Source organism: Variovorax sp. 10L421 (genome assembly GCF_056395365.1).
In genome coordinates this window covers 1-26,540 of the sequence record NZ_JBFTJJ010000036.1, presented here as the reverse complement: position 1 = coordinate 26,540, position 26,540 = coordinate 1, and the positions used below count along the sequence as shown (strand labels likewise).

27 protein-coding genes, 1 other RNA gene and 1 pseudogene are annotated in these 26,540 nt (G+C 68.9%); 14 read left to right on the top strand and 15 right to left on the bottom strand.

Annotation, left to right across the window (positions count from 1 at the left end; all coding sequences use genetic code 11):
* Positions 1–3 precede the first annotated feature (3 nt).
* From AC1DFC_RS28015 to AC1DFC_RS28000, 4 genes are all read right to left on the bottom strand, one after another.
* Complete coding sequence (locus AC1DFC_RS28015; RefSeq protein WP_413335457.1) at positions 4–1,503, bottom strand: sensor domain-containing diguanylate cyclase; 1,500 nt, start codon at positions 1,501–1,503, stop codon at positions 4–6.
* 75 nt (positions 1,504–1,578) lie between these two features.
* A complete protein-coding gene (locus AC1DFC_RS28010; RefSeq protein WP_007837532.1) occupies positions 1,579–2,160 on the bottom strand; it encodes a YbhB/YbcL family Raf kinase inhibitor-like protein in 582 nt (193 codons plus the stop codon).
* Positions 2,161–2,184: 24 nt separating this feature from the next.
* Complete coding sequence (locus AC1DFC_RS28005) at positions 2,185–2,526, bottom strand: Rieske (2Fe-2S) protein (protein WP_413335455.1); 342 nt, start codon at positions 2,524–2,526, stop codon at positions 2,185–2,187.
* Between the two features lie 143 nt (positions 2,527–2,669).
* The gene (locus tag AC1DFC_RS28000; protein WP_007837528.1) at positions 2,670–3,026 is read right to left on the bottom strand and encodes a TfoX/Sxy family protein; all 357 of its coding nucleotides are present in this window, start codon (positions 3,024–3,026) and stop codon (positions 2,670–2,672) included.
* Between AC1DFC_RS28000 and AC1DFC_RS27995 the strand changes: the two genes are divergently transcribed.
* The 6 genes from AC1DFC_RS27995 to htpX all read left to right on the top strand — a co-directional run bounded on the left by AC1DFC_RS27995 (position 2,992) and on the right by htpX (position 7,758).
* Positions 2,992–3,417 carry a YgaP family membrane protein gene (locus AC1DFC_RS27995; RefSeq protein WP_413335454.1) on the top strand — a complete coding sequence of 142 codons (426 nt, stop codon included), beginning with the start codon at positions 2,992–2,994 and terminating at the stop codon, positions 3,415–3,417. The genes AC1DFC_RS28000 and AC1DFC_RS27995 overlap by 35 nt on opposite strands.
* A 3-nt stretch (positions 3,418–3,420) precedes the next feature.
* Complete coding sequence (locus AC1DFC_RS27990) at positions 3,421–3,963, top strand: RNA polymerase sigma factor (protein ID WP_413335452.1); 543 nt, start codon at positions 3,421–3,423, stop codon at positions 3,961–3,963.
* A complete protein-coding gene (pyrC, locus tag AC1DFC_RS27985) occupies positions 3,960–4,991 on the top strand; it encodes a dihydroorotase (protein WP_007837523.1) in 1,032 nt (343 codons plus the stop codon). The genes AC1DFC_RS27990 and pyrC overlap by 4 nt, the downstream gene beginning before the upstream one ends.
* A gap of 160 nt (positions 4,992–5,151) precedes the next feature.
* Positions 5,152–5,985 (top strand): NYN domain-containing protein, encoded by an 834-nt coding sequence (locus AC1DFC_RS27980; protein WP_007838182.1) that lies wholly within the window; start codon positions 5,152–5,154, stop codon positions 5,983–5,985.
* Entirely contained in the window at positions 5,982–6,734 is a 753-nt protein-coding gene (locus AC1DFC_RS27975; RefSeq protein WP_478180424.1) for a DUF3025 domain-containing protein, read from the top strand. The genes AC1DFC_RS27980 and AC1DFC_RS27975 overlap by 4 nt, the downstream gene beginning before the upstream one ends.
* A gap of 151 nt (positions 6,735–6,885) precedes the next feature.
* Positions 6,886–7,758: a protease HtpX gene (htpX, locus tag AC1DFC_RS27970; protein WP_007838192.1), complete on the top strand. Its 873-nt coding sequence runs from the start codon at positions 6,886–6,888 to the stop codon at positions 7,756–7,758.
* A 71-nt stretch (positions 7,759–7,829) separates the two neighbouring features.
* Here htpX and AC1DFC_RS27965 read toward each other — a convergent pair whose 3' ends face one another.
* The 7 genes from AC1DFC_RS27965 to hmpA form a co-directional block, all read right to left on the bottom strand.
* Positions 7,830–8,372 carry a hypothetical protein gene (locus AC1DFC_RS27965; RefSeq protein WP_007838199.1) on the bottom strand — a complete coding sequence of 181 codons (543 nt, stop codon included), beginning with the start codon at positions 8,370–8,372 and terminating at the stop codon, positions 7,830–7,832.
* Positions 8,369–8,812: a hypothetical protein gene (locus AC1DFC_RS27960; RefSeq protein WP_007838200.1), complete on the bottom strand. Its 444-nt coding sequence runs from the start codon at positions 8,810–8,812 to the stop codon at positions 8,369–8,371. Before AC1DFC_RS27960 ends, AC1DFC_RS27965 begins: the two co-directional genes overlap by 4 nt.
* Before the next feature lie 145 nt (positions 8,813–8,957).
* On the bottom strand, positions 8,958–9,911 hold the full coding sequence (locus tag AC1DFC_RS27955) for a ProQ/FinO family protein (RefSeq protein ID WP_007838203.1): 954 nt from the start codon (positions 9,909–9,911) through the stop codon (positions 8,958–8,960).
* A 50-nt stretch (positions 9,912–9,961) separates the two neighbouring features.
* The gene (locus AC1DFC_RS27950) at positions 9,962–10,585 is read right to left on the bottom strand and encodes a flavin reductase family protein (RefSeq protein ID WP_478180423.1); all 624 of its coding nucleotides are present in this window, start codon (positions 10,583–10,585) and stop codon (positions 9,962–9,964) included.
* A 25-nt stretch (positions 10,586–10,610) separates the two neighbouring features.
* Positions 10,611–12,248: an NAD(P)/FAD-dependent oxidoreductase gene (locus tag AC1DFC_RS27945; protein WP_007838206.1), complete on the bottom strand. Its 1,638-nt coding sequence runs from the start codon at positions 12,246–12,248 to the stop codon at positions 10,611–10,613.
* A gap of 142 nt (positions 12,249–12,390) precedes the next feature.
* Positions 12,391–13,311, bottom strand: a complete 921-nt coding sequence (gene cysK, locus AC1DFC_RS27940) for a cysteine synthase A (RefSeq protein WP_007838209.1) — start codon at positions 13,309–13,311, stop codon at positions 12,391–12,393.
* A 115-nt stretch (positions 13,312–13,426) separates the two neighbouring features.
* Positions 13,427–14,611 (bottom strand): NO-inducible flavohemoprotein, encoded by a 1,185-nt coding sequence (gene hmpA / locus AC1DFC_RS27935; RefSeq protein WP_478180422.1) that lies wholly within the window; start codon positions 14,609–14,611, stop codon positions 13,427–13,429.
* A gap of 135 nt (positions 14,612–14,746) precedes the next feature.
* Between hmpA and norR the strand changes: the two genes are divergently transcribed.
* From norR to AC1DFC_RS27900, 7 genes are all read left to right on the top strand, one after another.
* The gene (gene norR, locus AC1DFC_RS27930; protein WP_478180421.1) at positions 14,747–16,333 is read left to right on the top strand and encodes a nitric oxide reductase transcriptional regulator NorR; all 1,587 of its coding nucleotides are present in this window, start codon (positions 14,747–14,749) and stop codon (positions 16,331–16,333) included.
* Positions 16,334–16,392: 59 nt separating this feature from the next.
* An RNA gene (gene rnpB, locus AC1DFC_RS27925) (RNase P RNA component class A) lies at positions 16,393–16,761 on the top strand.
* A gap of 164 nt (positions 16,762–16,925) precedes the next feature.
* Positions 16,926–17,387: a MarR family winged helix-turn-helix transcriptional regulator gene (locus AC1DFC_RS27920; protein WP_042674313.1), complete on the top strand. Its 462-nt coding sequence runs from the start codon at positions 16,926–16,928 to the stop codon at positions 17,385–17,387.
* Positions 17,388–17,390: 3 nt separating this feature from the next.
* On the top strand, positions 17,391–19,502 hold the full coding sequence (locus AC1DFC_RS27915) for an FUSC family protein (RefSeq protein WP_478180420.1): 2,112 nt from the start codon (positions 17,391–17,393) through the stop codon (positions 19,500–19,502).
* On the top strand, positions 19,499–19,705 hold the full coding sequence (locus AC1DFC_RS27910) for a DUF1656 domain-containing protein (protein ID WP_007838217.1): 207 nt from the start codon (positions 19,499–19,501) through the stop codon (positions 19,703–19,705). The genes AC1DFC_RS27915 and AC1DFC_RS27910 overlap by 4 nt, the downstream gene beginning before the upstream one ends.
* A 13-nt stretch (positions 19,706–19,718) precedes the next feature.
* On the top strand, positions 19,719–20,657 hold the full coding sequence (locus tag AC1DFC_RS27905) for an efflux RND transporter periplasmic adaptor subunit (protein ID WP_007838218.1): 939 nt from the start codon (positions 19,719–19,721) through the stop codon (positions 20,655–20,657).
* Between the two features lie 5 nt (positions 20,658–20,662).
* The gene (locus AC1DFC_RS27900) at positions 20,663–22,129 is read left to right on the top strand and encodes an efflux transporter outer membrane subunit (protein ID WP_237726173.1); all 1,467 of its coding nucleotides are present in this window, start codon (positions 20,663–20,665) and stop codon (positions 22,127–22,129) included.
* 9 nt (positions 22,130–22,138) lie between these two features.
* Here the strand turns inward: AC1DFC_RS27900 and AC1DFC_RS27895 are convergent, their stop codons facing one another.
* From AC1DFC_RS27895 to AC1DFC_RS27885, 3 genes are all read right to left on the bottom strand, one after another.
* Positions 22,139–22,681 (bottom strand): hypothetical protein, encoded by a 543-nt coding sequence (locus AC1DFC_RS27895; protein WP_007838220.1) that lies wholly within the window; start codon positions 22,679–22,681, stop codon positions 22,139–22,141.
* A gap of 78 nt (positions 22,682–22,759) precedes the next feature.
* The gene (locus AC1DFC_RS27890; protein WP_413333831.1) at positions 22,760–23,488 is read right to left on the bottom strand and encodes an RNA pseudouridine synthase; all 729 of its coding nucleotides are present in this window, start codon (positions 23,486–23,488) and stop codon (positions 22,760–22,762) included.
* On the bottom strand, positions 23,485–25,149 hold the full coding sequence (locus tag AC1DFC_RS27885; RefSeq protein WP_478180419.1) for an MBL fold metallo-hydrolase: 1,665 nt from the start codon (positions 25,147–25,149) through the stop codon (positions 23,485–23,487). Before AC1DFC_RS27885 ends, AC1DFC_RS27890 begins: the two co-directional genes overlap by 4 nt.
* A 119-nt stretch (positions 25,150–25,268) precedes the next feature.
* Here AC1DFC_RS27885 and AC1DFC_RS27880 point away from each other — a divergent pair, with 119 nt between their 5' ends.
* Positions 25,269–26,270, top strand: coding sequence for a Bug family tripartite tricarboxylate transporter substrate binding protein (locus AC1DFC_RS27880; protein ID WP_413333828.1), 1,002 nt, complete (start codon positions 25,269–25,271; stop codon positions 26,268–26,270).
* A 9-nt stretch (positions 26,271–26,279) separates the two neighbouring features.
* Here AC1DFC_RS27880 and AC1DFC_RS27875 read toward each other — a convergent pair.
* Positions 26,280–26,540: pseudogene (locus AC1DFC_RS27875) on the bottom strand (TorF family putative porin); the annotation flags it as partial.

Sequence of the window (26,540 nt, the reverse complement as noted above, 5' to 3'; positions counted from 1 at the left end):
CGGCTACGCCTGCCGCCGCTCCACCCCGGCGCCCTCGTAGTGCCGCGCCTTGTCCGCGTACATCGCCCGGTCCGCCCGCTGCAGCGCAGTTTCCAGCGACTCCTCCCCGTGGCAGGTCGCCAGCCCGATGGCCAGGCTCAGCGCATGGCCGCTCTGGCCCGCATGGAACTGGTTGTTCATTTCGAGCAGCGTAAGAATGCGCTCGCGCATCGCCTCGGCGCCGCGCTCGTCGGTCATGGGCAGCAGCACCGCGAACTCGTCGCCGCCGATGCGCGCGGGCCAGGCCGGCGGGTCGACGGCCTTGTCGAGCACTTCGCCCATGCGGCGCAGCAGCGAGTCGCCGGCGGCATGGCCTTCGTGGTCGTTGATCTGCTTCAGCCCGTTGAGGTCGATCGCCACGATCGACACCGGCCAAGGCCCCTTGCGCGACAGGCGGTTGAGCTCCTCGGTGTAGTAGGTGCGGTTGCACAGCTGCGTGAGCACGTCGTGCTTGCCGAGGTATTCGAGGTAGGCCTCGGCCTTCTTGCGCGCGGTGATGTCGACCAGCGACACCAGCACCAGGTCCCAGGTGTCGAGCCGGTCGTCCTGCACCGCGAACTGCATGTGGATGTTCAGCGCCTCGCCCGACAGCGAATAGTTGAGCACCTCGCGCTGCTGCACCGTCTTGCCGTTCCACAGGTCCTGCAGCTGCTCGGCGAAGGACTCGCGCATCTCGTCGCGGAAGACGCGCGAGATATTGCCCAGCAGGGTCTGCAGGTCGGGCGCGCCGAACATGCGCAGCGTTTCGTGGTTCACGTCGATGACGCGGATCTCCTGCATGCAGCGCGTGACGAATTCGGGGTGCACCTTGATGAAGGTGGCGAAGTCGGTGATGCCGCGCGTGCGGATGCTCTCGAGCAGCGAGCGCACCGCGCTGAAGTCTTCCACCCACAGCGACACGGGCGAGCGGTCGAACAGGCTGCGCGCGTGCTTCGCGCTCTCGTCGCGCAGGCGCTGCGCGGCCACGCGCTCGGTCACGTCGTCGAGCGACACCAGCACGCGGCTCCAGGAGTCTTCGTGGCCGGGCAGCACGCGGGCGCGAACGCGCACGTCGAGCCGCCGGCCGTCGAGCGCGTAGTTGACGGTTTCGCTCTCGAAGGTGAGCTGGCCGCGCCACAGCTGGTCGAGCTCGTGCACCACGGTGGCCGACATGTCGCCGCGGAACACGCGGTCCAGCGCGCCCAGCAGGGTCTGCTGGCTGTCGGCGGCAAAGAGCCGCAGCGTGTGCTGGTTGACCCGCAGCACCTTCAGCAGCGCCATGCAGTCGCTCACCCGCTGCGGGTCCGCCGACAGGTGCGCCACCAGGTCGGTGACGCCCTCGGCGCGCCAGCCGTCGAGCTTGCGCTTCAGGTCGCCGTAGTCCTCGATCCAGAGCGAGACGGGCGCCAGGTCGAACATGCCGTCGAGGTCGTCGCTGGTCGACGAAACCGAAGAGGGGGCGAACGCGGCTGCGGGCAGGGCCATCGATGAAGCTTTCGAGGAAGCGGCTGTGGATGTCGGCGAAATGAAGACTTAATTATTACATTTATTAACGTGAGATCAGCGGCTGTAGAGGCCCACCACGCTCTGGCCGCCCAGCGCATGGCCCTTGAGCGCGGCCAGCAGTGCGTCGCGCGCGAGGCCGGCCGGCAGGCTGCCCGGTGCGAGGTCGGTGGCAATCACGGTCAGCACGTAGTGGTGCGGCCGGTCGCCCACCGGCGGGCACACGCCGCGGTAGGCGGGCGCGCCGGCCACGTTCGGGCCCATGGTGAAGTTGAAGTTCGAGCCCGCCTGTCCTTCGCCCGCCTTGAGTTCGCCGCGCTCGGCCGCGATGTTGTAGGCCACCCAATGCGACACGCCGAGGCCGGCCGCGCCGTCTGGATCGAGCACCAGCACGGCGACCGATTTCGTCTTGGCCGGCAGGTTGCTCCACGCCACGGGCAGCGAGACGTTCCTGCCGCCGCAGTCGCCCGCGCCGGCGTGGTCGGACGGAATGACGCCGTTGTCGCCGAAAGCGCTCGACGTGACTCTCATGCCCGTGAAGGCCTTGCCGGTGCCGGGCGACATGCCCGTGCAGCCCGCCACGAGGCCGGTGAACGCGAGGGCCGCGATCGACAGTGCAAGAGGATTGTTGTTGCGCATTTCTTTTCTCCTGGAGGGTTGTCTTCACCCGGCCTGGCCGAGCCACACGCTGCCGTCCGCTCTTTCGTGCACCGCCAGCGGCGTGAGCCGCGCACCGCGGCAGGGACCGCCGACGCACTTGCCGGTGTCGGGCTCGAAGATGGCGCCGTGCCGCGCGCACATCAGAAAGCGGCCTGAACTCTCCAGCACCTGGCCCTCGAAATCAAGCGGGCCGCCCGCGTGAGGGCATTGGTTGAGATAGCCGTGCACGCTGCCTTGCCAGCGCACGGCGAAGGCCTGGGTGCCGCCGGGCGCGGTGAACAGGGCGGCGGGGCCGTTGTCGGCGAGTACCGGGGAGATCAGCTGGGGCTCTGTCGTGCTCATCATTCTTTTGACTGCATTTCGCAAGGAAGCCTGGGCCTGAGCGAAGGAAACAGTATCTCCTGCGAGGTGGGGCGAGGCAAAGCAGTCTGCATGGCCGATCTCGCGTAGGAGCGCATGAACGATGCCGCTCCCGTCGACCCGCAAGGCTAGGTGCCCTTGCCGGCCGGCTTCTTCAGGCTTTGCGCCACCAGGACAGCTTCCCTTGCCAGGGCCGCCAACGCTTCATGGTCTTCGATGATCTCGATGGGGACCTCGAAGTACTTCTTGACTTGCACCCGCCGCGCCTTCGTGTCGTAGGCAAAGCACTTGCTGCCCAGCTTCTCGTACTTCGGCCGGGTGTTCTTGTCCACGACGAAGTACACGGTGCTGCCCATGATCATCGCGAACTGCGTGGCGTCGGCCGACAGCCCCGTGCCGCCGAAGAATCGGGTCTTGGCGATGCGCGGGATTCCGCGGAGACGGTCAACGATGAAGTCGACGAACTGCGACGAGGCTTCCGACATGATGCTGCTGGCGTCTGGCGCGCGATGGAAAGAGCGCAGTGTCGCCGAGTCCGGCCACGCTGCGTCGGCTCCCGGCAGTGGAAAATTTGTGGAATCCCGCGAACCGTTCGGCGGGTTCGACGCCTCCTTGTTTCCGAGGGTCTTCCTCATGCACCCAAGGATCGAAGGAGTCACCATGGTCTACGTCAAGAATGTCCCCGGTTGGGAACGCGCGCTGCGCATCGTCATGGGCCTCGCCGGCCTGCTTTTCGCCGCCATGAGCTGGGGCACGGCCGGCTTCGGGCTCGCCGCGATCGCCGGGCTCACGGGCGCGACGCTCGCGCTGACGGGCCTGTTCGGCTTCTGCCCGATGTGCGCCATGGTCGGGCGCAAACCTGGCAAGGGGCGCTGAGCCATGGGCGTGGGCATCGACCGCACCGGCCTGATCCAGGCCGCGCAGACCGGCGACCCCGCCGCCATTGCGGGCCTGCTCGCGGTCTGCCAGGCCGATGCGCGCCGCTACGCCTGGCGGCACTGCCAGGCCAGCGACATCGACGACGCCGTGCAGGAGTCGCTGTTGGTGATCGCCCGCAAGGTCCGGGCGCTGAAGGCGGCCGCGGCCTTCTCGTCGTGGCTCTTCACCGTCATCCGGCGCGAATGCCTCAGGCTGCAGCGCGCGATGTTCCGGCATGAACCGCTCGGCGACGAGGTGGCCGAGCGGCAACTGGCCAGCCGCAGCGACGGCGCTTTGCGCATCGACCTCACGCACGCGCTGGAGTCGCTTCCCGCGCACTACCTCGAAGTGGTGCTGCTGCGCGACTTCGAGGAGCTGACCATCGCCGAGATCGCCGAACGCCTCGGCGAACCGCCGGGCGCCGTGAAGAGCCGGCTGCACCGCGCGCGGGCGCTGGTGCGCGAGTATTTGCTGGGGGGCGATGCGACAATTGCCGGGCCATGACAGACACCCTCACGATCACCCGCCCCGACGACTGGCACCTGCACGTGCGCGACGGCGCCGCCCTCGAAGCCGTCGTTCCCCACAGCGCGCGCCAGTTCGGCCGCGCGCTGATCATGCCGAACCTGCGTCCCCCCGTGACCACCGCCGCGCAGGCCATGGCCTACCGCGACCGCATCCGCGCCGCCGTGCCCGCAGGCACCGCCTTCGAGCCCGTGATGTCGCTCTACCTCACCGACAAGCTGCCGCCCGAGGAAATCGCGCTGGCCGCGGAGGCCGGCGTGCGCGCGCTCAAGCTCTACCCGGCCGGCGCCACCACCAACAGCGATGCCGGCGTGACCGACATCCGCAAGACCTACAAGACGCTTGAAGCCATGCAGAAGCACGGCCTGCTGCTGCTGGTGCACGGCGAGGTGACCGACCCGGCCATCGACCTGTTCGACCGCGAGGCCGTGTTCGTCGACCGCGTGATGATTCCGCTGCGCCGCGACTTCCCCGAGCTCAAGGTGGTGTTCGAGCACCTCACCACCAAGGAAGGCGCCCATTACGTGCGCGACGCCGGCCGCTTCACGGCCGCCACCATCACGGCGCACCACCTGCTCTACAACCGCAATGCGATCTTCACCGGCGGCATCCGCCCGCACTACTACTGCCTGCCCGTGCTCAAGCGCGAGACGCACCGCGTGGCGCTGGTCGAGGCGGCCACCAGCGGCAGCGACCGCTTCTTCCTGGGCACCGACAGCGCGCCGCACCCGGCGCACCTGAAGGAACATGCGCTGGGCTGTGCCGGCTGCTACACCGCGCTCACCGCCATCGAGTTGTACGCCGAAGCCTTCGACAGCGTGAACGCGCTCGACAAGCTCGAGGGCTTTGCGAGCTTCCACGGCCCCGACTTCTACAGCCTGCCGCGCCACACCGACACCATCACGCTCAAGCGTGAAAGCTGGACCGTGCCGGAGACCGTGCCCTATGGCGATGCCACGCTGAAGCCGCTGCGCGGCGGCGAAACCGTGAACTGGAAGCTCTTGTGAGTACTTCATCACGCGATCAGTCGCTCAAAGCGCGGCATCTGAGGTTGGCAAGATCCCGTCGAGAAACACCACGGAGCCGGCTTTGCCGGGCCGTTGGTGTTGCCCCCGGTGAGGGGGTGGGAGAAGCGACACGAAGTGCGCGCAGCCTGGGGGTGAGCCAATGACTCGCGTGATGCTGCTGATCGACGCCGACAACGTCTCGGCCGACGTGATCGAGCAGGCCGTGCAGCGCACGATGGACGAGTACGGCGCCATCCACGTGCGCCGCGCCTACTGCAATGCCGAGATGGCGGTGAACCGCCAGGCCCTGTTCAAGCGGCTGTCGGTGCGGCCGATGGTGAACCTGTCGACCGGCAAGAACAGTACCGACATCGCGCTGGCCGTCGACGCCATCGACCTCGTGATCGACGAGCGTCCCGACGTGGTGGTGCTGGTCTCGTCCGACTCCGACTTCGCGCCGCTGGTGATCCGCCTTCGCGAGAAGGGCTGCCGCGTCTGCGGCATAGGCCAGCAGGGCAAGACGGGCGAGGAAACGGTCGGCATCTACGACACCTTCATGGACCTCGCGCACCACGGCGCGGGCTACGCGGCGCCAGCGGTGCGCACCGCGCCAGCGAAGAAGACGGCCTCCGCCAAATCGGCCGGCACCAAGACATCGCGGGCGAAGAGCGCCGGCACGACGACCGCAGCCGCACCCGCCCCTGCAGCGAAGAAGGCCGCGGCGAAGAAGACGGCACGCAAGACGGCCGCCAAGGCGCCCACCGCGCCGCAACCGCAACCTCCGTCCGAAGCCGCCGAGTTCATCCTGCAGGCCGCGCCCGCATTGCGCGGCGGCAAGGACGTGCCGCTCAACGACGTGGCGAAAGCCTTGCGCACCGCCGGCCTGCTCGGCAAGCACGGCAGCTCGCTCAAGCTGTTCGACAAGCTCACCGGGGAGTTCGCGGTGATGCAGCACCCCGACCGCATCCGCTGGACGGGCGCGCCCGCGCCTTGATCCTGCCGGCGGTCGACTGGGCGCGGCCCTGGCTTGCGCCCTATCGTTCGAGCGGCGAAGCGGTGGCGCGGGCCGCGCCGCATGGCGGAGTCGCCGCCGCGCTGCAGGGCATCAAGCCCGCGCCGGTGCCCGACTTCGTGCACCAGGACGCACTGCCTCCAGGCCAGGCCTACGAGGCGCACATCTTCCAGACCCGCAGCGTGCCCACGCGCGACAACCTGCACGACTTCTTCAACGGGCTCGTGTGGCTCGCGTTCCCGCACACCAAGCGCCGCCTCAACGAACTGCAGGCGAGCGAGATCGCGCGCAGCGGCGTCGCGGCCGTGCGCGGTCCGCTGCGCGACGCGCTCACACTGTTCGACGAGAACGGTGCGCTGCTCGATGCGCCACCCGCACTGTGGCGTGCGCTGGCCGCGCGCGACTGGCATGCGCTGTTCGTCACGCAACGCGGCCTGTGGAGCGAAGCGCGCCTGCTGCTGTTCGGGCACGCGCTGCTCGAAAAGCTGGTGACGCCGCGCAAGCCGATCACGGCGCACGTGCTGCTGACGCACGGCGCGACCGGCCCGGAGGCCTTCGACGATGCGCACATCGCACGGGGGCTCGACCCCCTGCAGCTCCAGCGCAAGCCCTTCGTGCCCTTGCCGGTGCTCGGCGTGCCTGGCTGGTGCGCGGGCAACGAGACCGCGGCGTTCTATGCCGACGCGCAGGTCTTCAGGCCCTTGCCGGGCCAGGAAATACGGCGAGCCTAGAACTTTTCCTCCTATCATGGTTCTATTGGCTGCCGCCGTCCGGAGCGCCCGACAACGCACAACAACACCCAGGACCTCCATGCCGCGCACGGCTTGAAGAGGGCCGCGAGGCCCTTATCTGGGTGGCAGATTTCCCCACGGAGAATTCAACTTGAAACGTATCCTTCTGTTCGTCCTGACCAATGTGATGGTCGTCGCGGTGCTCGGCGTCGTCGCCAGCCTGCTCGGCGTCAACCGCTTCCTCACGGCCAACGGGCTCAACCTGACCGCGCTGCTCGGCTTCGCGCTGGTGATGGGCTTCGGCGGCGCGATCATCTCGCTGCTCATCAGCAAGCCCATGGCCAAGTGGACCACCGGCCTGCACATGATCGACAACCCCCAGTCGCCCGACGAGGCCTGGATCGTCGGCACAGTGCGCAAGTTCGCCGACAAGGCCGGCATCGGCATGCCCGAGGTCGGCATCTTCGAAGGCGAGCCCAATGCCTTCGCGACCGGCGCGTTCAAGAATTCGTCGCTGGTGGCGGTGTCCACCGGCCTGCTGCAGAACATGACGCGCGAAGAGGTCGAGGCCGTCATCGGCCACGAGGTGGCGCACATCGCCAACGGCGACATGGTCACCATGACGCTCATCCAGGGCGTGATGAATACCTTCGTCGTGTTCCTGTCGCGCGTGATCGGCTATGCGGTCGACAGCTTCCTGCGCCGCGGCGACGACCGTTCGTCGGGCCCCGGCATCGGCTACTACGTGAGCACCATCGTGCTCGACATCGTGCTGGGCTTTGCCGCCGCGATGGTGGTGGCCTGGTTCTCGCGCCACCGCGAGTTCCGCGCTGACGCCGGCTCGGCCGCGCTCATGGGCAACCGCCAGCCGATGATGAACGCGCTCGCGCGACTGGGCGGCCTGCCGGCCGGCGAACTGCCGAAGGCGGTCGAAGCCATGGGCATCACCGGCAGCATCGGCAAGCTGTTCGCCACGCACCCGCCGATCGAGGAGCGCATCGCGGCGCTGCAGAACGCGCGCTGAGCGCAGCGGCACAAGGAAAAAGGGGCTGGTGATTCACCAGCCCCTTTTCCATTCACCGGATGGTTTGTCGGTCAGAGATTGAGCGCCGCGACGGCTTCCAGGCCCTGCTTGATGTTGTTGCGCGCAGCACCTTCCACCGACATGCGCAGGCGGGTCGTGCCGACGAGCGAGTCGAACGCACCACCTGTGTAGGTCGACTTGATGACCTGGCGCATGGCTACCGATTTGTCGGAGATCTTGGTGAGCGACCAACCCGCTTCCATGTCGACCGTGAACGCGGCACCGAACATGGGCTTGGTCAGCTTGACGATCGAGACCGACAACTCGTAGTCCCCGCTCTTGCCCTTGACGACTTCCTTGAACAAGGCCGACTGCGTGACCGATTTCTCGATGGCGGCAGCCAGGTCTTCATTGGAGATGTCCGAACTCCACAGCGGATTCGTTTCGTTGCCGCCGCCGGTTTTCACCGACAGGGAGTAAGGAAGCTTCTTGCTCGAGGCGATGCTGGTCGCAGTCATGGCCTCGCGGTTGGCCGACGAGGCGCAGCCCGCGAGCACGACGACGACGGAGAGAACGGCCAAGGCGCCTGCGCGGCGAAGGGTGGTGCTGATCATTTGGATTTTTCCGATTCTTTGAAGATGTTGCCGACCACTTCGTCGACCATTTCCGGTGGCGAGCGGCGTGTGAGAGAGGTGTGGAGCGAATTGCCCGTTGCCAACGGGTAGTCGGACTTGAGTTCGCGGACCGTGACGGTGAGCTCGGACAGGTACATGGTGATGTCCCACAGCCACTTGTCGACGTACGTGACGACGGCATCGACTTTCTCGGGGGGCTTGGCGTCCTCCGACACCTCGTACCCGCGTTTGCGCAGATTGCTTGCGATCAGTTTCTGAATCGTGCCGTCTTCACCCTCGAGCCTTCTGACCTGCACCACGCGCAGCTTGTCGAGATTCGCCGAGGGATCGACGGTGGCTGTTGCGCGGTTGACGGCGCAGCCACTCGCGAACACGGAAACAGCCACGGCTGCGAGAAGCAGCCTGATGACTCTTTTCAAATTAACTTCTCCTCCGCCCGGAATGGGCCGGAGAAATGTAACTGGAAACGTATGAAAATGTTTCTTGGGCGCGAATCCCTAGTGAAAAATTCGCCGCATCGCTGCCGGATTGCACAGCTGCAGTCTTCCGGGCGCTTCGGGGCGTTCAATTGCCGGTGGTGGCGGGCAGGTCGGGTTGGGCCTTGTCGGGTGCGGTTTCTGCTTCCGGTGCTGCTTCTTTTGCCGCTGCCGCGGCTGCCTCTGCCCGTTTCTTGTCGTCGCGCACCCGCTGCAGCGTGCGCGTCACGTCGCCTAGCTTCATGCCGTACATGTCGGCGAACTCCTGCTCGCTTCGGCCGCTGGCCTCGAAGGCGCGCAGCAGCGCCTCGCGCTTGGCGGCCTGCTCGGCGAGTTCGGCCAGGGCTTCGTCGACCACGGCGTTGGCGTTCGCGTCACGCGAGCGCACGAGCACCGCATAGGCCTCGCGGTCGAGGCCCGAAGCCTCGACGGCCTTGGCGATGCGCTCCACCAGTTGCGGTCGCAGTTCTTCGGCGTTGCCGTTGTTGCGCAGCATGCGGCGGCGGTGCAGCTCGAGGATGGCGTGGTGCACGTGCTCGGGCGCGACCGGGTCCAGCGCGTTGCCGTCGAGGTCGTGGCGCGCCAGGCCGGCGGCCACGGCCTCGAGGTAGCGCGTGGAGCGCGCGTGCTGGCCCATGGCGATCTTCAGGTCTTCGGCCTTGAAGTCCTCGGGGTGGCGCGCAAGCAGTTCCTCATACACGCCGAGCTTCAGCGGCACGAAGCGCGCGCCGAAGAGCTGAGGGTACAGCTCGAACAGGCGCTCCAGCACCGGGTTGACCTTGCGCGGCGTGCGCTGCGGTTGCTGCTGCTGCGCCTGCGCCTTCTGCTGCCGGGGCTGCTGCGCACGCGGGCCGCGGCCGGTGTTCTTCTGCCGCGGCGGGCGGGAGGCCTGCTGGGGTTGCTGTTGCTGCGCCGGCGCATCTGCGCCCGCGTCTGTTCCTGCACCGGCCTGCAGCTGCTTCAGCTGGTCGGCCATGTCCAGTTGCTGGCGCCGGGGCGGGCGGGCGTTCGTCTTGGGGGTGGCGGTGGAAGCGTCGGTCATGCGGGGGCGCTGTGGAAAGGATTGGAAAAAAGAAGGCCGGCGCAGCGCGTTCAGCGCGGCCGGAACATCCTGAAGAGATTGTCGGGGCTGACTTCGAAGTAGTCGCCCGGGCCGCCGCCGCGCAGGATGGGCTGCGCCGCGGCGGTGTCGTAGATGCCGTCCTTCAGCAGGTGGCGCGCAATGTGCACGCCCACCACTTCGCCGAGCACGAGCCAGGTCTGCACGGGCACGCCGTCCGCGCCTTCGAGCTGCAGGATCTGCGTGAGCTTGCACTCGAAGGACACGGGGCTTTCGGCCACGCGCGGCACCGCGATGGTCCGCGAGGCGGCCGTGGCGAGGCCGGCGAGCTCGAACTCGTTCACCTCGGGCGGCACGGCCGCGCAGGAGCGGTTCATCTGCTCGGCCCGCGGCCGGGTTGCCAGGTTCCAGCCGAACTCCCGCGTCTGGCGGATGTTATGCAGGCTGTCCTTGGCGCCGATGCTGGCGAAGCCGACGAGAGGCGGCGTGTAGTTGAAGGCGTTGAAGAAGCTGTAGGGCGCGAGGTTGAGCACGCCGTTCGCGTCCTGCGACGAGATCCAGCCGATGGGGCGCGGCCCGACCATCGCGTTGAATGGGTCGTGCGGCAGGCCGTGGCCCCTGGCGGGTTCGTAGAAATGGAAGTCGGCACTGGCCATGCAGGTCTCGATGTCGGGTGGTGGCTCAGTGGCTCAGGGCCGAGGCTTCGGCCAGCACGCCGTGCGCCACGGCCTCGGCCACCTTGATGCCGTCCACGCCGGCCGACAGGATGCCGCCCGCGTAGCTCGCGCCTTCGCCGGCCGGGTAGAGGCCGCGCACGTTGAGGCTCTGGAAATCGTCGCCGCGCGTGATGCGGATCGGCGACGAGGTGCGCGTTTCGACGCCGGTGAGCACCGCGTCGTACGTGTCGAAGCCCTTGATCTTGCGGCCGAAGGCGGGGAAGGCCTCGCGCATGGCCTCGATGGCGTAGGCCGGCAGCGCCTTGTGCAGGTCGGTCGGCGTTACGCCGGGCTTGTACGACGGAATCACGCTGCCGAGCGCGGTCGAGGGCCGCCCGGCGATGAAGTCGCCCACCAGCTGGCCCGGCGCGCGGTAGTCGCCGCCGCCGAGCACGAAGGCGTTGCTTTCGAGTTCGCGCTGCAAGGCGATGCCCGCGAGCGCGTCGCCGGGGAAGTCTTTCGGGTCGATGCCCACCACGATGCCGGCGTTGGCATTGCGCTCGTTGCGCGAGTACTGGCTCATGCCGTTGGTGACCACGCGGCCCGGCTCGCTGGTGGCCGCCACCACGGTGCCGCCGGGGCACATGCAGAAGCTGTAGACCGAGCGGCCGTTGCTTGCATGGTGCACCAGCTTGTAGTCGGCCGCGCCGAGCAGCGGGTGGCCCGCGTGGCGGCCCCAGCGCGCGCGGTCGATCAGGCCTTGCGGGTGCTCGACGCGAAAGCCGATGGAGAAGGGCTTGGCCTCGATGTGCACGCCGCGCGCATGCAGCATCTCGAAGGTGTCGCGCGAGCTGTGGCCCAGCGCCATCACGACGTGGTCGGCGCGCAGTTCGCTGCTCGTGCCCGTGGTCTGGTCGAGCACGGTGAGGCCGCGAAGGTGGCCGTCTTCGATGTGCACGTCGGTCACGCGCTGCTCGAAGCGGATCTCGCCGCCCAGCGCCACGATCTGCTCGCGGATGTTCTCCACCACCTTCACCAGCTTGAAGGTGCCGATGTGCGGATGCGCGACGTAAAGGATTTCGGGTGGCGCGCCGGCCTTCACGAACTCTTCCATCACCTTGCGGCCGAGGAAGCGCGGGTCCTTGATCTGGCTGTAGAGCTTGCCGTCCGAGAAGGTGCCGGCGCCGCCTTCGCCGAACTGCACGTTCGACTCGGGGTTGAGCACGCTCTTGCGCCACAGGCCCCAGGTGTCGCGGGTGCGCTGGCGTACGGTCCTGCCGCGTTCGAGCACGATCGGTTTGAAGCCCATCTTCGCGAGCATCAGCGCCGCGAAGATGCCGCAGGGCCCGAAGCCGACCACCACCGGCCGCGCCGTGCCTTCGGCCGCATTGGCCGGCGGCGTGTAGCGCATGTCGGGCGCGCTCTGGATGTGCGGATGGCCCGCGTGCTTCGCGAGCAGCGCGGCTTCGAGCTTCGCGTCCTTCAGCTGCACGTCGCAGATGTAGACCGTGAGCAGTTCGATCTTGCGCGCGTCGAAGCTGCGCTTGTAGACGGTGTGGGAGGCGATCGCTTCGAGCGGGACGTCGAGCGTCCTGGCGATCAGTGCGGCCAGCGCGTCGGGCGCGTGGTCGAGCGGGAGTTTGAGTTCGGAGATTCTCAGCATGGCGTGGGGCTTGTGGTTATCAAGCAGGCCAGAGATTTTACTCGCCCCCAGGCTTCGCGCACTTCGTGTCGCTTCGCCTACCCCCTGCCGGGGGCAGCACCAGCGGCCCGGCGAAGCCGGTTCCGCGGTGCTTCCCGAAAAGTCAGGCGGGCAGGAAGCCTTCCACCGACAAGTACCGCTCGCCGGTGTCGTAGTTGAAGCCCAGCACCACCGCATCGGGTGCCAGCGAGGGCAGCTTCTGCGCGATGGCTGCGAGCGTGGCGCCCGACGAGATGCCGACCAGCATGCCTTCCTCGACTGCGCAGCGGCGCGCCATTTCGCGCGCCGGTTCGGCGTCGACCTGCAGCACGCCGTCGAGCAGCGAGGTGTCGAGGTTCTTCGGGATGAAGCCTGCGCCGATGCCTTGAATGGGGTGCGGCGCCGGCGTGCCGCCGGAAATCACGGGCGAGGCCACTGGCTCGACCGCGAACACCTGCAGCTTGGGCCACTTCTTCTTCAGCACCTTCGCCACGCCCGTGATGTGGCCGCCCGTGCCTACGCCGGTGATCAGCACGTCGATGCCGTCGGGAAAGTCCGCCGCGATCTCCTCGGCCGTGGTGCGCACGTGCACGTCGACATTCGCGGGGTTGTTGAACTGCTGCGGCATCCACGCACCGGGCGTGCCGGCCACGATTTCCTCGGCGCGCGCGATGGAGGCTTTCATGCCCCCGGCGCGCGGCGTCAGGTCGAAGGTGGCGCCGTAGGCCAGCATCAGGCGGCGGCGCTCGACCGACATGCTGTCGGGCATCACCAGGATCAGCTTGTAGCCCTTCACGGCCGCGACCATCGCCAGGCCGATGCCGGTGTTGCCCGAGGTCGGCTCGACGATGGTGCCGCCGGGTTTGAGCGCGCCGCTCTTCTCGGCGTCTTCCACCATCGACAGCGCGATGCGGTCCTTGATCGAGCCGCCGGGATTGGCGCGCTCGGATTTGACCCAGACCTGCTGTTTCGCATTGCCGAACAGGCGGTTGATGCGGATGTGCGGCGTGTTGCCGATGGTCTGGAGGATGTTCTGGGCCTTCATGGAATCTCCTTGGGTGCGAGGGGCGGATGGTCAGCGCGCATTGTGGCGCCCCCTGGGCCGGGTTGCACCCGGCCCGCGACCGTTTCAGCACGAGGGGATGGCAGGCCGTTGCGGTTCAGGCCTCCAGGGCTTCCAGCGGCCCGAAGAACTCGTAGCGAAGCTGCTGCTTCGGCACGCCGAGCGCCAGCCCGTTGGCATACACCGACTGCATGAAGGGCTTCGGTCCGAGAAAGTACAGGTCGACATCGCGGTCTTCCGGCAGCAGCCCGGCCAGCAGCTCGCGGGTGACGAAGCCGGTCGCGTGCGGCGTGTCGCTCTCGCGCGGCGCGTCGTAGACATACAGCGGCTTCACGTTCGCATGCCGCTGCGCGAGCGCGTCGACGCGCTCGCGGAAGGCGTGCGCGCCGCCGTGCCGCGCCGCATGGACGAAGTGCACCGGCCGGCCCGTGTGGGCCACCGATTCGAGCATGCTCATCGCGGGCGTGATGCCCACGCCACCCGTCACCAGCACGAGGGGGCGCGCCTGTTCGCCCGCGGGCTGCAGCACGAAGTCGCCGCACGGCGCCTGCACCTGCAGCCGCGTGCCGGTCACGGCGGCCTCGTGCAGCCAGTTCGAGGCGCGGCCGCCTTCTTCCTTCTTCACGCTGATGCGGTACCACGGCTTGCCCGGCGCGTCGGACAGCGAGTAGTTGCGTCGCACCGGCTGGCCGTCGATCTCCAGCACCAGCGTGAGGTACTGCCCCGGCGAGAACGCCAGCAGCGCGCCGCCGTCCATGGGCTCCAGGTAGAACGAGGTGATGACCTCGCTTTCGTCCTCGCGCCGGGCCACGCGGAATTCGCGCATGCCGCGCCATCCGCCGGGTTGCGCCGCGTTGGCGCTGTAGACGGCTTCCTCCGCGGCGATGAGCAGGCCCGCCAGCGATTCGTAGGCTTCGCCCCACGCGGCAATCACCTCGTCGGTCGCGGCATCGCCGAGCACCTCCTTCACGGCGCGCAGCAGGTAGTGGCCGACGATCGGGTAGTGCTCCGGCAGCACGCCCAGCGCGGCGTGCTTCTGGATGATGCGGGGCAGGGCGCCGGCGATCGCTTCGAGCCGGTCGATGTGCGCGCCATAGGCGATGACCGCGCCCGCCAGCGCGCGCGCCTGCGTGCCGGCGGCCTGGTGCGCCTCGTTGAAGAAGGCCTTCACCTGCGGATGGCCCTCGAACATGATCTTGTAGAAGTGGCTGGTGATGGCCTCGCCGTGGGCCTGGAGCGCGGGCACGGTGGACTTGACGATGGCGATGGTTTGCGGGTTCATGGTCTGGCGCTTCCTCTGTTGAGATGCCTTCGTCTTCTCACGATCCGTGCCAGCCAGAAGGTCGCTGCAAGTGCTTGACGCCATTGGGGATTTATCAGGCGTGGTCAAATTCGCAACAACTTCATCGTTGTACTTATGACCACATTGCGTGTCGATTCGACCACCGAAGCCCCGTCGCCCGAGCCCGAAGCCGAGGCCGCCCGCTACCGATCGCTGCTCGCCGCCGCGCGCGGACTGGTCCGCTGCGATGCCGCCGCGCTGCTGCAGCTCGATGTCGACGTGCTGAAGCCCGTCGCGGTCGACGGCCTGAGCGATGAAACCCTCGGGCGCCAGTTTCCCGTCGCCGCCCATCCGCGTTTCGCGCGCCTGCTCGACAGCGAACGGGGCCTGCGTTTCGCCCACGACTGCAACCTGCCCGACCCGTACGACGGCCTCGTCGCCGGCCAGCCGGGCATCCTGCCGGTGCACGACTGCATGGGCGCGCCGCTGCGCCTGCGCGGCGCCGTCTGGGGCCTGCTGACGCTGGACGCCCTGGAGCCGCACGCCTTCGATGCCGTGGGCCCGGCGCAGATGGAGGCACTGATCGCCCTCGTCGAAACCGGCATCGAGGCCGCCCACACGATCCGCGAGATGCAGGCGCGCGCGATGCGCGAGCAGGCCGTTGCGCAGGCGCTGCGTGCGGGGCGTGGCGCGCCGCGCGAGCTGCTGGGCAGCAGCCCGGCGATGAAGCAGCTGTGCGACGAGATCGACACGGTCGCCGTGTCCGACCTCACGGTGCTGCTGCTCGGCGAAACCGGCGTCGGCAAGGACCTGGTCGCGCAGCGCCTGCACGCGCGCTCGCGCCGCAGCGAGCAGCCGCTCGTGCAGGTCAACTGCGCGGCGCTGCCCGAGTCGCTGGCCGACAGCGAACTCTTCGGCCACAAGCGCGGCGCGTTCACCGGCGCCGTGCAGGACCGCGACGGCAAGTTCGAGATCGCCGATGGCGGCACGCTCTTTCTCGACGAGGTCGGCGAACTGCCGCTGAGCGTGCAGGCCAAGCTGCTGCGCGTGCTGCAAAGCGGCGAGGTGCAGCGCCCCGGCAGCGACCGCATGCGCAAGGTCGACGTGCGCGTGATCGCGGCCACCAACCGCGACCTGCCCGCGGCGATCGCGCAGGGGCGCTTTCGCGCCGACCTGTACCACCGGCTGTCGGTCTATCCGCTCGTCGTCGCGCCGCTGCGCGAACGGGGGCGCGACGTGCTCGTTCTGGCGGGCAGCTTTCTCGAGGAGAACCAGCACCGGCTGGGCGCGCGCAACCTGCGGCTCTCGCCGGCGTCGAAGGCCGCCATGCTGGCGCACGGCTGGCCGGGCAACGTGCGCGAGCTCGAGCATGTGATCAGCCGCGCCTCGCTGCGGGCGTTCCGGGAGCAGCCGCGCGGCTCGCGCTGGACGGCCATCGAGCCGCATCACCTGGCGCTGGACAGCGCTGCCGTCGTGGGAAGCGCCACGGCAGCGCCCGTGCAGGCCCCGGCGAACGAACACGCGGGGCCTGTCATGGCTGGCGGCACGCTGCGCGAGGCGACCGAAGCCTTCCAGCGGGCCTGGCTCTCGGAACTGCTCGCCCGCCACGGCGGCCGCGTGGCCAGCGCCGCGCGCGAGGCCGGCATCGACCGCAGCAACTTCCATCGGACGTTGCGCAAGCTGGGCTTGGTGCAGGCCGGCGACGGCGAAACGCCCGGCTGACGACCGGCGCGCGGCATTGTCTGAAGGGTCATTGATGGGGCGGGCGATAATCGCGCGGTGAAGCACGCCAGACCGCCGCTGGTGCAAGCCCGAAAGGGACGACGCTGCGCCTTCGGGCAACAGCATCGGGTCGAAAGACCGCACTGGAGGAACGTCCGGACTGCACAGGACAGCGCAGGAGTTAACGACTCTCCACCGTGAGGTGAGGATCAGAGCAACAGAGACGAGCCGATTGAGTTCGGGTGAAACGGGCAATCTCTGCGCGCAGCAACACCAAGTAGGCCAGTATCGAGGTGGTTCCGCTGAGCTGGCGGGTAGGTGGCATCGAGCCGTTTGGCGACAAACGGCCCAGAGTAATGGCGGTCACGTCGAAGGCTTCGCAAGAGGCCCTCGATGCACAGAATCCGGCTTATCGGCGGGCTTCACACTTTTCTTCCCTTTTCTTTTTTCGCGCCTTCGACCGCTGAAGGCGGGCGCCGCCTTGCCGCCAGCAAGAATTAGTAGTTACCCGTATAATCGATAGCATGCTAATTAATAGGCGGCTATCGTGAGCAAATCGAGCAACTCCTCCCCGAAGCGCGAGAACGCGCTGATGCGGCTCGGCATGTCGCTCTCGGTGCTGCAGCGCGGCTACCGCGCGTCGGCGGACAGGGCGGTGGCGCACGTCGGCGTGTCGCAAACGCTGGCCTGGCCGATCGTGATGCTCGGGCGCATGAACGGCGAAGTGCGCCAGGGCGTGCTTGCCGATGCACTGGGCATCGAGGGCCCGTCGCTGGTGCGCTCGCTCGACCAGTTGGTGGAGGCCGGTTTCGTCGAGCGCCGCGAAGATCCGGCCGACCGCCGTGCCAAGACCTTGCACCTCACGCCCGCAGGCAAGGCCGCCTGCGCGCCCATCGAGGCGGCGCTGAGCCTGATGCGCAGTGAGCTGTTCGAAGGCGTGTCCGACGACGACATCGCCGTCTGCCTGCGGGTGTTCGGCGTGCTCGAGGAGCGCCTGGGGCGCCCGGCCCAGGCGCCGCAGTCGCAGCAATCGCCGCAGGAAGGGCGCAGGTAAGAAATGCCTGCGCTCCGTCTTCCGCGCTTCAGCCGCGCGGAGCTTCTCTTTTCCGGCAAGAGCTTCGCCGCCGCCATGCTGGCGATGTACCTCGCCAGCCGTGCCGGCCTGCCGCGTCCGTTCTGGGCGCTCATGACCACCTACGTCGTCGCCCATCCGCTGGCCGGCGCCGTTCGCTCGAAGGCGCTGTACCGCTTCTGCGGCACGCTCATCGGCTCCACTGCGACCGTGCTGATGGTGCCCGCGCTGTCCAACGCGCCGGAACTGCTGACGCTGGTGCTCGCGCTGTGGGTGGGGCTGTGCCTGTGCATCTCGCTGTTCGACCGCACGCCGCGCTCCTACGTGTTCATGCTCGCGGGCTACACGGCCGCGCTGATCGGCTTTCCGTCGGTGCAGACGCCGCTCGCGCTGTTCGACACCGCCGTGGCGCGCGTGGAAGAAATCGGCCTCGGCATCTTCTGCGCCACGCTGGTCCACAGCCTCGTGCTGCCCGCGGGGCTTGCGCCGACCGTGCTGGGCCTGCTCGATCGCACGCTGCTCGACGCGCGCAAGTGGCTCGGCGACCTGCTGCAGCCCGCCGGCCGCAGCAGTGACGCCGAGCCGAAGCGCCTCGACGACGACCGCCGCCGCCTCGCAGGCGACATCACGCAGCTGCGCCTGCTCTCCACCCACGTGCCCTTCGACACCACGCACCTGCGCTGGACCGCCGGCGCGATCCGCGCGATGCAGGACCGCGTTGCCGCGCTCACGCCCGCGCTCTCGGCCGTCGAAGACCGCCTGCAGGCGCTGGAGCAGGCCGAGGGGCAACTTGCACCCGACGTGGCCGCGGTGCTCGCGCAGGCCGCGCAGTGGCTGCGCGAGGAGGCCGAACCTGCCTCCGCCCACAGTGCCGAGCGCCTGCAAGCCCTGCGCCGTGCCATCGACGCATTGAACGCCGCTCCTGCAGACGCGCAGCAGCCCACTCCATGGGGCCGCGCCCTGCGCATCGGCCTCGCCGGGCGCCTCGAAGAACTCGTCGACGGCTGGACCGCCTGCGCCCGGCTGCGCCTGGACATCGACGAAGGCCTCAAGGGCGCCGCGCCGCTGCACCGCACGGCAGCGCTCGGCAGCCGCGTGCTGCACCGTGACTACGGCATGGCGCTGCTGTCGGCGCTCGCGGCCGTCATCGCCATCTGCCTGTGCGGCGCGTTCTGGATCGTCACCGGCTGGCCCATGGGTTCGGCGGCCACCATGATGGCCGCCGTCTTCTGCTGCTTCTTCGCCACCATGGACGACCCCGTGCCGGCGATCCACGGCTTTCTCAAGTGGACGCTGTGGTCCATCCCGATCTCGGCGCTCTATGTGCTGGTGCTCATGCCCACGGTGCAGGACTTCGGCATGCTGGTCGTCATCTGCGCGCCGCTCTTCTTGCTGCTGGGCTTCTACCTGCCGCGTCCGACGCATTTCATGCCCGCGATGGCGCTGATCTTCGGCGTGGCCGGCACGCTCGCGCTGCACGACACCGCCAGCTCCGACCTCGTGAGCTTCATCAACAGCATGATCGGCCAGATCGTCGGCGTGCTGGTCGCGGCGCGCGTCACGCGGCTCGTGCGTTCGGTCGGTGCCGACTGGAGCGCGCGCCGCATCCAGCGCGCCACCTGGCGCGAGCTCGGCGACATGGCCGCTTCGCCGCAGCCGCAGTACGCGCAGAGCGATGCGTATGCCGTGCGCATGCTCGACCGCATCGGCCTGCTCGCGCCGCGCATCGCGCAGGCGGGCGGCACCGTCGAAGGCGTGGCCGCCAACGACGCGCTGCGCGACCTGCGCATGGGCGCCGACATCGCCGTGCTGCAGCGCGTGCGCGCCCAGCTGCCGCTGGCCAGCTCGGCCGCGCTGCTGGGCGGCATCTCGCGCTTCTTCCGCCAGCGCGCCGAAGGCCGCACGAATCCGCGCCCGCTCGACCTGCTGCCGCAGATCGACGAAGCACTCGGTGCCGTGCTTGCCGCGCGCGGCACCGCTTCTTCCGCCGCATCGCGCTCGGCCGTCACCGCACTGGTCGGCCTGCGCCGCAATCTCTTTCCCGATGCGCCGCCCAGGCTGGCGGGCGCAGCGCTCACCCAAGGAGCTTCCGCATGATCGGTGAAGCCAGTTTCTACGGCCTCTACGTGCCCTGGATCATGGTGCTGGCCCTCGGCGCGCTGCTCGCGTTGTGGGGCGTACGCCGACTGCTCGCGGCCACCGGCGCCTACCGCTGGGTGTGGCACCCCGCGCTGTTCGACATGGCGCTGTACCTGCTGCTGCTCTATGCACTGAGCCGCCTCACTTCCTACCTTCAATGACGACGAGATTCCGATGACAGTCCCCCGTTCCTCCGCAGACAACCCACGGGCCCGGCGCCTCGGGCGCGTTCTTCTCACCGTGGCCGTGGTGGCCGCCGCCGCGTGGGCCGGCCTGCGCCTGTGGGACCACTACGAACTTGCGCCGTGGACGCGCGACGGCCGCGTGCGCGCCAACGTCGTGCAGATCGCACCCGACGTGTCGGGCCTCGTCACGGCAGTACCGATCCGCGACAACCAGCCGGTCGCCGCCGGCACGCTGCTGTTCGAGGTGGACCGCGCCCGCTACGACCTCGCCGTGCGCCAGGCCCAGGCAGCGCTCGCCGCGCAGCGCGCCATGAGCGCCCAGGTGCAGCGCGAGAACGCGCGCAACGCGGGCCTCGACGACCTGGTGTCGAAGGAGTCGCGCGAGCAGACCCGTTCGCGTGTCGAGCAGATGCAGGCCGCCGTCGCGCAGGCCGAGGTGGCGCTCGACTCGGCCCGCCTCAACCTGCAGCGCGCCCAGGTGCGCGCGCCGGCCGACGGCCTCGTCACCAACCTCGACCTGCGCCAGGGCAGCTACGCCGCGGCGGGCCGCCCGGTGCTCGCGCTGGTCGATGCGCAGTCGTTCTACGTCGAAGGCTATTTCGAGGAAACCAAGCTGCCGCGCATCCATCTCGGCGACCGCGTGCGCGTCACCCCGATGGGCGGCGGCGCGGTGCTCGAGGGCGCGGTCGACAGCGTGGCCGCCGGCATTGCCGACCGCGACCGCTCCACCAGCGCCAACCTGCTGCCCAGCGTGAACCCGACCTTCAACTGGGTGCGGCTCGCGCAGCGCATTCCGGTGCGCATCAAGCTCGATCCGCTGCCGCAGGGCGCACGCCTCGTCGCGGGCCAGACGGTCACGGTGCAGGTGCTGGGGAACAAGCCGGCGCACAGCGCCGTGGCACCGGCAGCCGCGCCGCAGAAGGGGTGAACGCCGTGAGCCGCTTCGCATTTCGCCTTGCATCGCTGGCCGTCGCCGCCGGGCTCGCGGCCTGCGCGGCGGTCGGTCCCGACTACCGCCAGCCGCCCGAGGCGCTGGCCAGCCAGGGCGCCGCCGCGCGGCCCTTTGCCGAGGCGTCCGCCAACGCCGCGCCGCTGCCCGCCCACTGGTGGCGCCTGTACCACGACCCGTTGCTCGACAGGCTGGTCGAACAGGCCCTCGCGCACAACACCGACCTGCGCCAGGCCGTCGCCAACCTCGAGCGCGAACGCGCCATCGAAGACGAAGTGGCCGACGCCAGGTACCCGACCATCGGCGTGAACGGCGGCCCTTCGTTCGGCCATGTGTCGGGGCTGTCGCTGCTGCAGAAGGGCTACGAGCCGCCGAGCACCTTCAACTACAGCGCGGGCGCTTCGCTGTCGTACCAGGTCGACCTGTTCGGCCAGATCCGCCGGGGCATCGAGGCTTCGCAGGCCAACACCCAAGCCGCCGAAGCCGCGCTCGACCTCGTGCGCGTGAACGTCGCGGCCGGCACTGCGCGCGCCTACGCCGAGGCCTGCGCTACCGGCCTTCGCCTGCAGATCGCACAGAAGTCTGTCGCCTTGCAGCAGGACGCCGTGAACGTCACGGACCGCCTGCAACGTGCAGGCCGCGCCGGTGCCATCGACGCAGGTCGCGCGCGTGCGCAGCTGCAGCAGCTCAACGCCGCACTGCCGCCGCTGAAGGCCGAACGCCAGGGCGCGCTTTATCGTCTCGCCACCTTGACCGGCGCAGTGCCGCAGGACTTCCCGCGCCAAGTGGCCGACTGCACCATGCCGCCGCGCGTGGCCGGCACACTGCCGGTCGGCGACGGTGCCGCGCTGTTGCGCCGCCGCCCCGACATCCGCCAGGCCGAGCGCGGCCTTGCCGCATCGACCGCGCGCATCGGCGTGGCCACGGCCGAGCTCTATCCCAAAGTCACGCTGGGCCTTTCAGGCTCCTCCGCCGGCCATGCCGACGACTTCGGCCGCAAGGACACCTTCGCCTGGAGCCTCGGCCCGTTGATCTCGTGGACCATTCCCAATACGGGCGTCGCACAGTCCCGCATCGCCCAGGCCGAGGCCGGCACGCGCGCGGCGCTCGCCAAGTTCGACGGCACCGTGCTCACCGCGCTGCGCGAAACCGAGACCGCACTCGGCACCTACGCGCGTGAACTCGATCGCCACGCCGCGCTGCAAGCCTCGCGCGACGAAAGCGCGAAGGTCGCCGCGCAGGCGCGCCAGCTCTACCAGAACGGCCGCACCGGCTACCTCGATTCGCTCGACGCCGAACGCTCGCTGGCTGCCAGCGAAGCCGCCCTCGCGGCCAGCGAGGCGCAGCTGGCCGACGATCAGGTCGTGCTGTTCATGGCACTCGGCGGCGGCTGGGAACCCGACGACGCGCACCTTGCGCAGGGTGCCGCGCCGGCCACCGCGAAGCAGTGACCACGGCCCTCAGCGCGCGAACAGCCAGCCGCCCTTGGGCTGGCGTACCAGCTCGTGGCGCTTGATGGCGCGTTCCTCACCGTCGTCGCCCACGTAGACCACCTCGAAGCGCAGCAGCTTCGGCGTGACCATCTTCCAGTTCTGGATGCGCTTGACCGTCACGCAGGCGGTCTTGTCGTGGTACTGCATCTCCGACATCGGGCCGCCCTGGAAGCCCGTGGTGTCGAACAGGCGGCCGGGCGCGGCGAAGGGGTTGAGCACCGCGCCATTGCGCGCGGTGATGCAGCCTTCGGTCCGCACGAAGGACTCGATGGTCGGCGAGGCGCTGCGCACCACCTTTCCCACAGCCGGGCTGGGGGGCTTGACGCCGATGGCATCGCGGATGCGCTCGACCTGCTCCTCGGTGATGGGCGCGAGGCCGTCCTTCGAGACGACGGCCGGCGGCGGCGCTGGGGGCGCGGACGGCGGTGACGGCGTGAGAAGCGTGCAGCCCGCCACCAGTGCCAGCGGCACGGTGCAGGCCAGGGCGGTGCTCGGTGTTCCGAACTTCATTGGCTCAGTCTCCCTGTCGGCGGCCCATCGGGGCCACGGCTGAAAATTGCGGGCCGTGAACATGCGGTGCATCGTTGTTCAGAAGCGTTCGTGGGGTGCGAGATAGCGCCACTGGCCAGGCTGCAGCCCCGCCAGCGGCACGCGGCCGATGCGGATGCGCCGCATCGCAAGAATGCGCAGGCCCACGCCGTCGCAGATGTTGGCGATCTGCCCCGGCCGCGCGCCCTTGAGCGCGAAGCGCAGGCCCGTTTGCTCGTCGCTCTGGCGGCCGATGCTCACGCGCGCGGGCGAGCGCTCCAGCCGCGCCAGCACCTCCGGGCTCACCGGGCCGGCCACGTCCACCATCACCTCATGCTCGAGGATGCCCGCGTCTTCCTGCAGCTTGCGTTCGATGCGGAATTCCTGCGTGTAAGCGACCAGCCCGCTGGCGCCGGTCTCGAGCGGCGTCATGCAGTGCTGCGCCTTCGCATGCGCCGGCAGAAAACGCAGTCCGGCGCGCTCGGGCTCGTGATGATTCGCAGCCACCAGCAGGCGGTGCGCGGTGTCGGTGACCATGCCCGCAGGCTTGTACAGCAGCAATGTGACGGGCAGCACGGGCTCGGGCTTCGCGCCGGCCTCGATCTCGACCTGCTGGTGCGGCAGCACGCGCGACTGCGGCAGCATCTGCGGCACGCCGTCCACGCGCACCGCGCCGTTCTCTATCAGCAGCTCGGCTTCGCGCCGCGACACACCGGCCAGCGCCGCCACGCGTTTGGCGAGGCGGATGCCCTCGTCCTCACCCGGAGAGTTCCTGTTGCTGTTGTTCATCGAGCCACCGCCAATTGCCGGATGCGAGCCACGTGCGCGGCCAGCGAGCGGGCCGCCACCGGCCACATGCGTTCGGGTACGTCGTCGTAGGCCAGCGGCAGCCATTGCTCGGGGGTGCCTTCGGGCAGCTTCTGCATGGCGGCTGCGATCCTGGCCTCGCGCTTGAGCCGGTGCGCTTTCAGCATGCCGATGGCGGTGCGGGCAAAGCCGATCACGTAGCCGTGCGCGGGCAGGATGAAGCCGATGCCGCCGGCCGCGCAGGCCGCATCGAGCGTGTCGAGCGAATCGAGGTATGCCGTCATGTCGCCATCGGGCGGATCGACCACTGTGGTGCTGCCGTTGAGGATGTGGTCGCCGGAGAACAGCAGCCCGTCTTCTTCCAGCACCAGGCACAGGTGGTTGGCCGCGTGGCCGGGCGTGTGGATCACGCGCAGCGTGTGGGCGATGGGCTCGCCTTCGGCCGTTGTGCCCGACAGCACGAGCCGCTCGCCATCGGCCAGTTCGCGCTCGGGCGTGAAGCGTGCGCTGGCGCGAGCTGTCGGCTTCGAGGCCAGGCCGAGGATCGGCGGCCTGCCGCTCTTGCACAGCGCCTGCAGCGGCGCTGCGCCCGGCGAGTGGTCGGCATGCGAGTGCGTGCAGACGATCATGCGGATGTCGCCCTGCGTGGCGCCCCACAGCCGGCCGATGTGGCCGGCGTCGTCCGGGCCCGGATCGATCACGATGTAGCCCGTGGCCGCGTCGCCCACGATGTAGCTGTTGGTGCCCGGGCCGGTCATCGCGCCCGGGTTGGGCGCGGTGAAGCGCATCACGTTCTTCAGCAGCGGCACCGGGCGTTCGCTCTGCCAGTCGAGCACGTGCACGGCCTGCCCGTCGGGGCACACCAGCGCGAGCTCGCCGAACGGCGATTCGTGCTCCATGTAGCGCGCGTCTTCGCCCTTGAGCAGGCCGGCGCGCGGGCAGCTGGTCCACAGCGGGGTCTCGCCGGCGCAGGCCGTGAGCAGGGCGTCCACGGTGGCATACGCGGCCATGCGCTGCAGCGTGCGCACGGTCGGGAAGATCATGAAGAAGCTGCCTGCCGCATGGCGCGCGAGCGCATCGGCTGGGCGCACCCAGCAGGGCTCGAACTGTTCGCTCTCGTCGGCTGCGGGCTCCTGGCCTTCGGGCATGCGCGCCACCAGGAAGGGCACATCGAAGCGCCTGGGCAGGTCGCGGTCGGTGATCCAGTGCGCGAAGGTGAACACCCGGTCTGCATCGAGCGTCAGCCCGCGTGCCGCGCATTGGTCGGCAAAGGCTGTGCCCGCCGTGTTGCCGCGGTCCATGGCGGCGATGTCCTCGGCGTTAGCGGGACGCCCGTCGGCATGGTGCGCGAGCAGCACGCCCAGTTCCTCGAAAGCCTCGCGGATGGCCGCGATGGCCTGCGTGCGCTGCAGGCCGCTTTGCGTCGACCGCTGCGTGGCGATGCGCTGGGCCGCTTCGTCGGCGGCGTCGATCTGGCCGCCGGGAAATACATAGGCACCGGGCGCGAAACTGGCGGTGGCCGAGCGGCGGGTCATGAGCACTTCGATGCCGGCGGCGCTGTCGCGCAGCAGCAGCACGGTGGCGGCCGCGCGCGGGCGCGCGGGCTCTCGTGGGGTGTGTAGTTGTTGGGTGGAACGGACCATGGGGCGATTATGGAGAGCAGGCACGCGGCGTGCATGCCGCGCATAAGCTCATATGGAATCGGGCATCAGCGGCGCGCCACAATGCGCGCTTGCACCGCTTGCCTCGCAGAAAGACAGTCATGTTTCATTCTCCCTTCTCTCGAATTGCCCGCCGCGCACTGCTGCTGGCCGCTGCCTCGCTCGTTGCGCCCGCCGCCTTCTCCCAGCCGGACTGGCCGCAGCAACCCGTCACGCTGATCATGGGCTTTCCGGCCGGCTCGGGCGTCGACGTGGTGGCCCGCGTCATCCAGGAGCCGCTGTCGAAGCAGCTCGGCAAGCCCGTCGTCATCGACTACAAGTCGGGCGCCGCCGGCAACATCGCCAGCGAGTACGTGGCCCACGCCAGGCCCGATGGCTACACGCTTTCCTTCGGCACCGCAGCCACGCACGGCAGCAATGCCGCGCTCTACAAGAAACTGCCCTTCGACGTGGAGGCCGACTTCGTGCCGGTGGCGCCGGTGCTCGACGTTTCGAACGTGCTCACCATCAATCCCGACGTGATCAACGTGCGGACCTTGAAGGAATTCGTCGAGCTGGTCAAGGCAAATCCCGGCAAGTACAACTATGCGTCTACAGGCAACGGCGCGGGCACACACATGGCCTTTGCCGAATTCAATTCGCGCCTCGGCCTGAACATGGTGCACGTGCCCTACAAGGGCGGTCCCGAGGCGATCACATCGGTGGTGCGCGGCGAGACCTGCTGCATCATGAACCAGGTGCAGACCGTGCTGCCGCACTACAAGGCCGGCAAGGTGCGCCTGCTGGGCGTAACCACCGCCGCCGCGGTGCCGGCCGTGAAAGAAGTGCCCACCATCGCCTCGAGCGGCCTGCCGGGCACCAAGGGCTTCGACAGCTCGATCTGGTTCGGCATCTTCGCGCCCAAGGGCACCGACCCGCAGATCGTCGACAAGCTCAACGCGGCCGTGAAGGCGGTGCTGGAGACCCCCGAGATCCGCGAGCGCTTCGAGAGCCAGGGCAACACCGTGCGCATCGAGTCGCCGGCACAGTTCAAGAAGACCGTGCACGACAACCGCGTGAAGTGGGCGGAGGTTGCGAAGGCCGCGAACATCAGCATCGACTGAGGCTGGCGTTCAGAGCGTCTTCGTCAGCGTCAGGATGAAGCGCGCCTTGTTGGGCGAGTAGGTCGTCTGGCCGAAGGGGCCGAAGCCCAGGTCGATGCCCGGGTTCGCGACCGCGACATACGAGCTCTTCTTGTTGGCGCCTTGCACCGAACCGGTCAGCGACAGGCCGTTGCCGAAGTCGTAGCTCGCGCCCACGTTGTAGTCGACGTAGCTCTTGTAGCCCAGGCTGCGGATGTCGCTGGACATGTTCGTGTAGCCGACGGCCGCCTT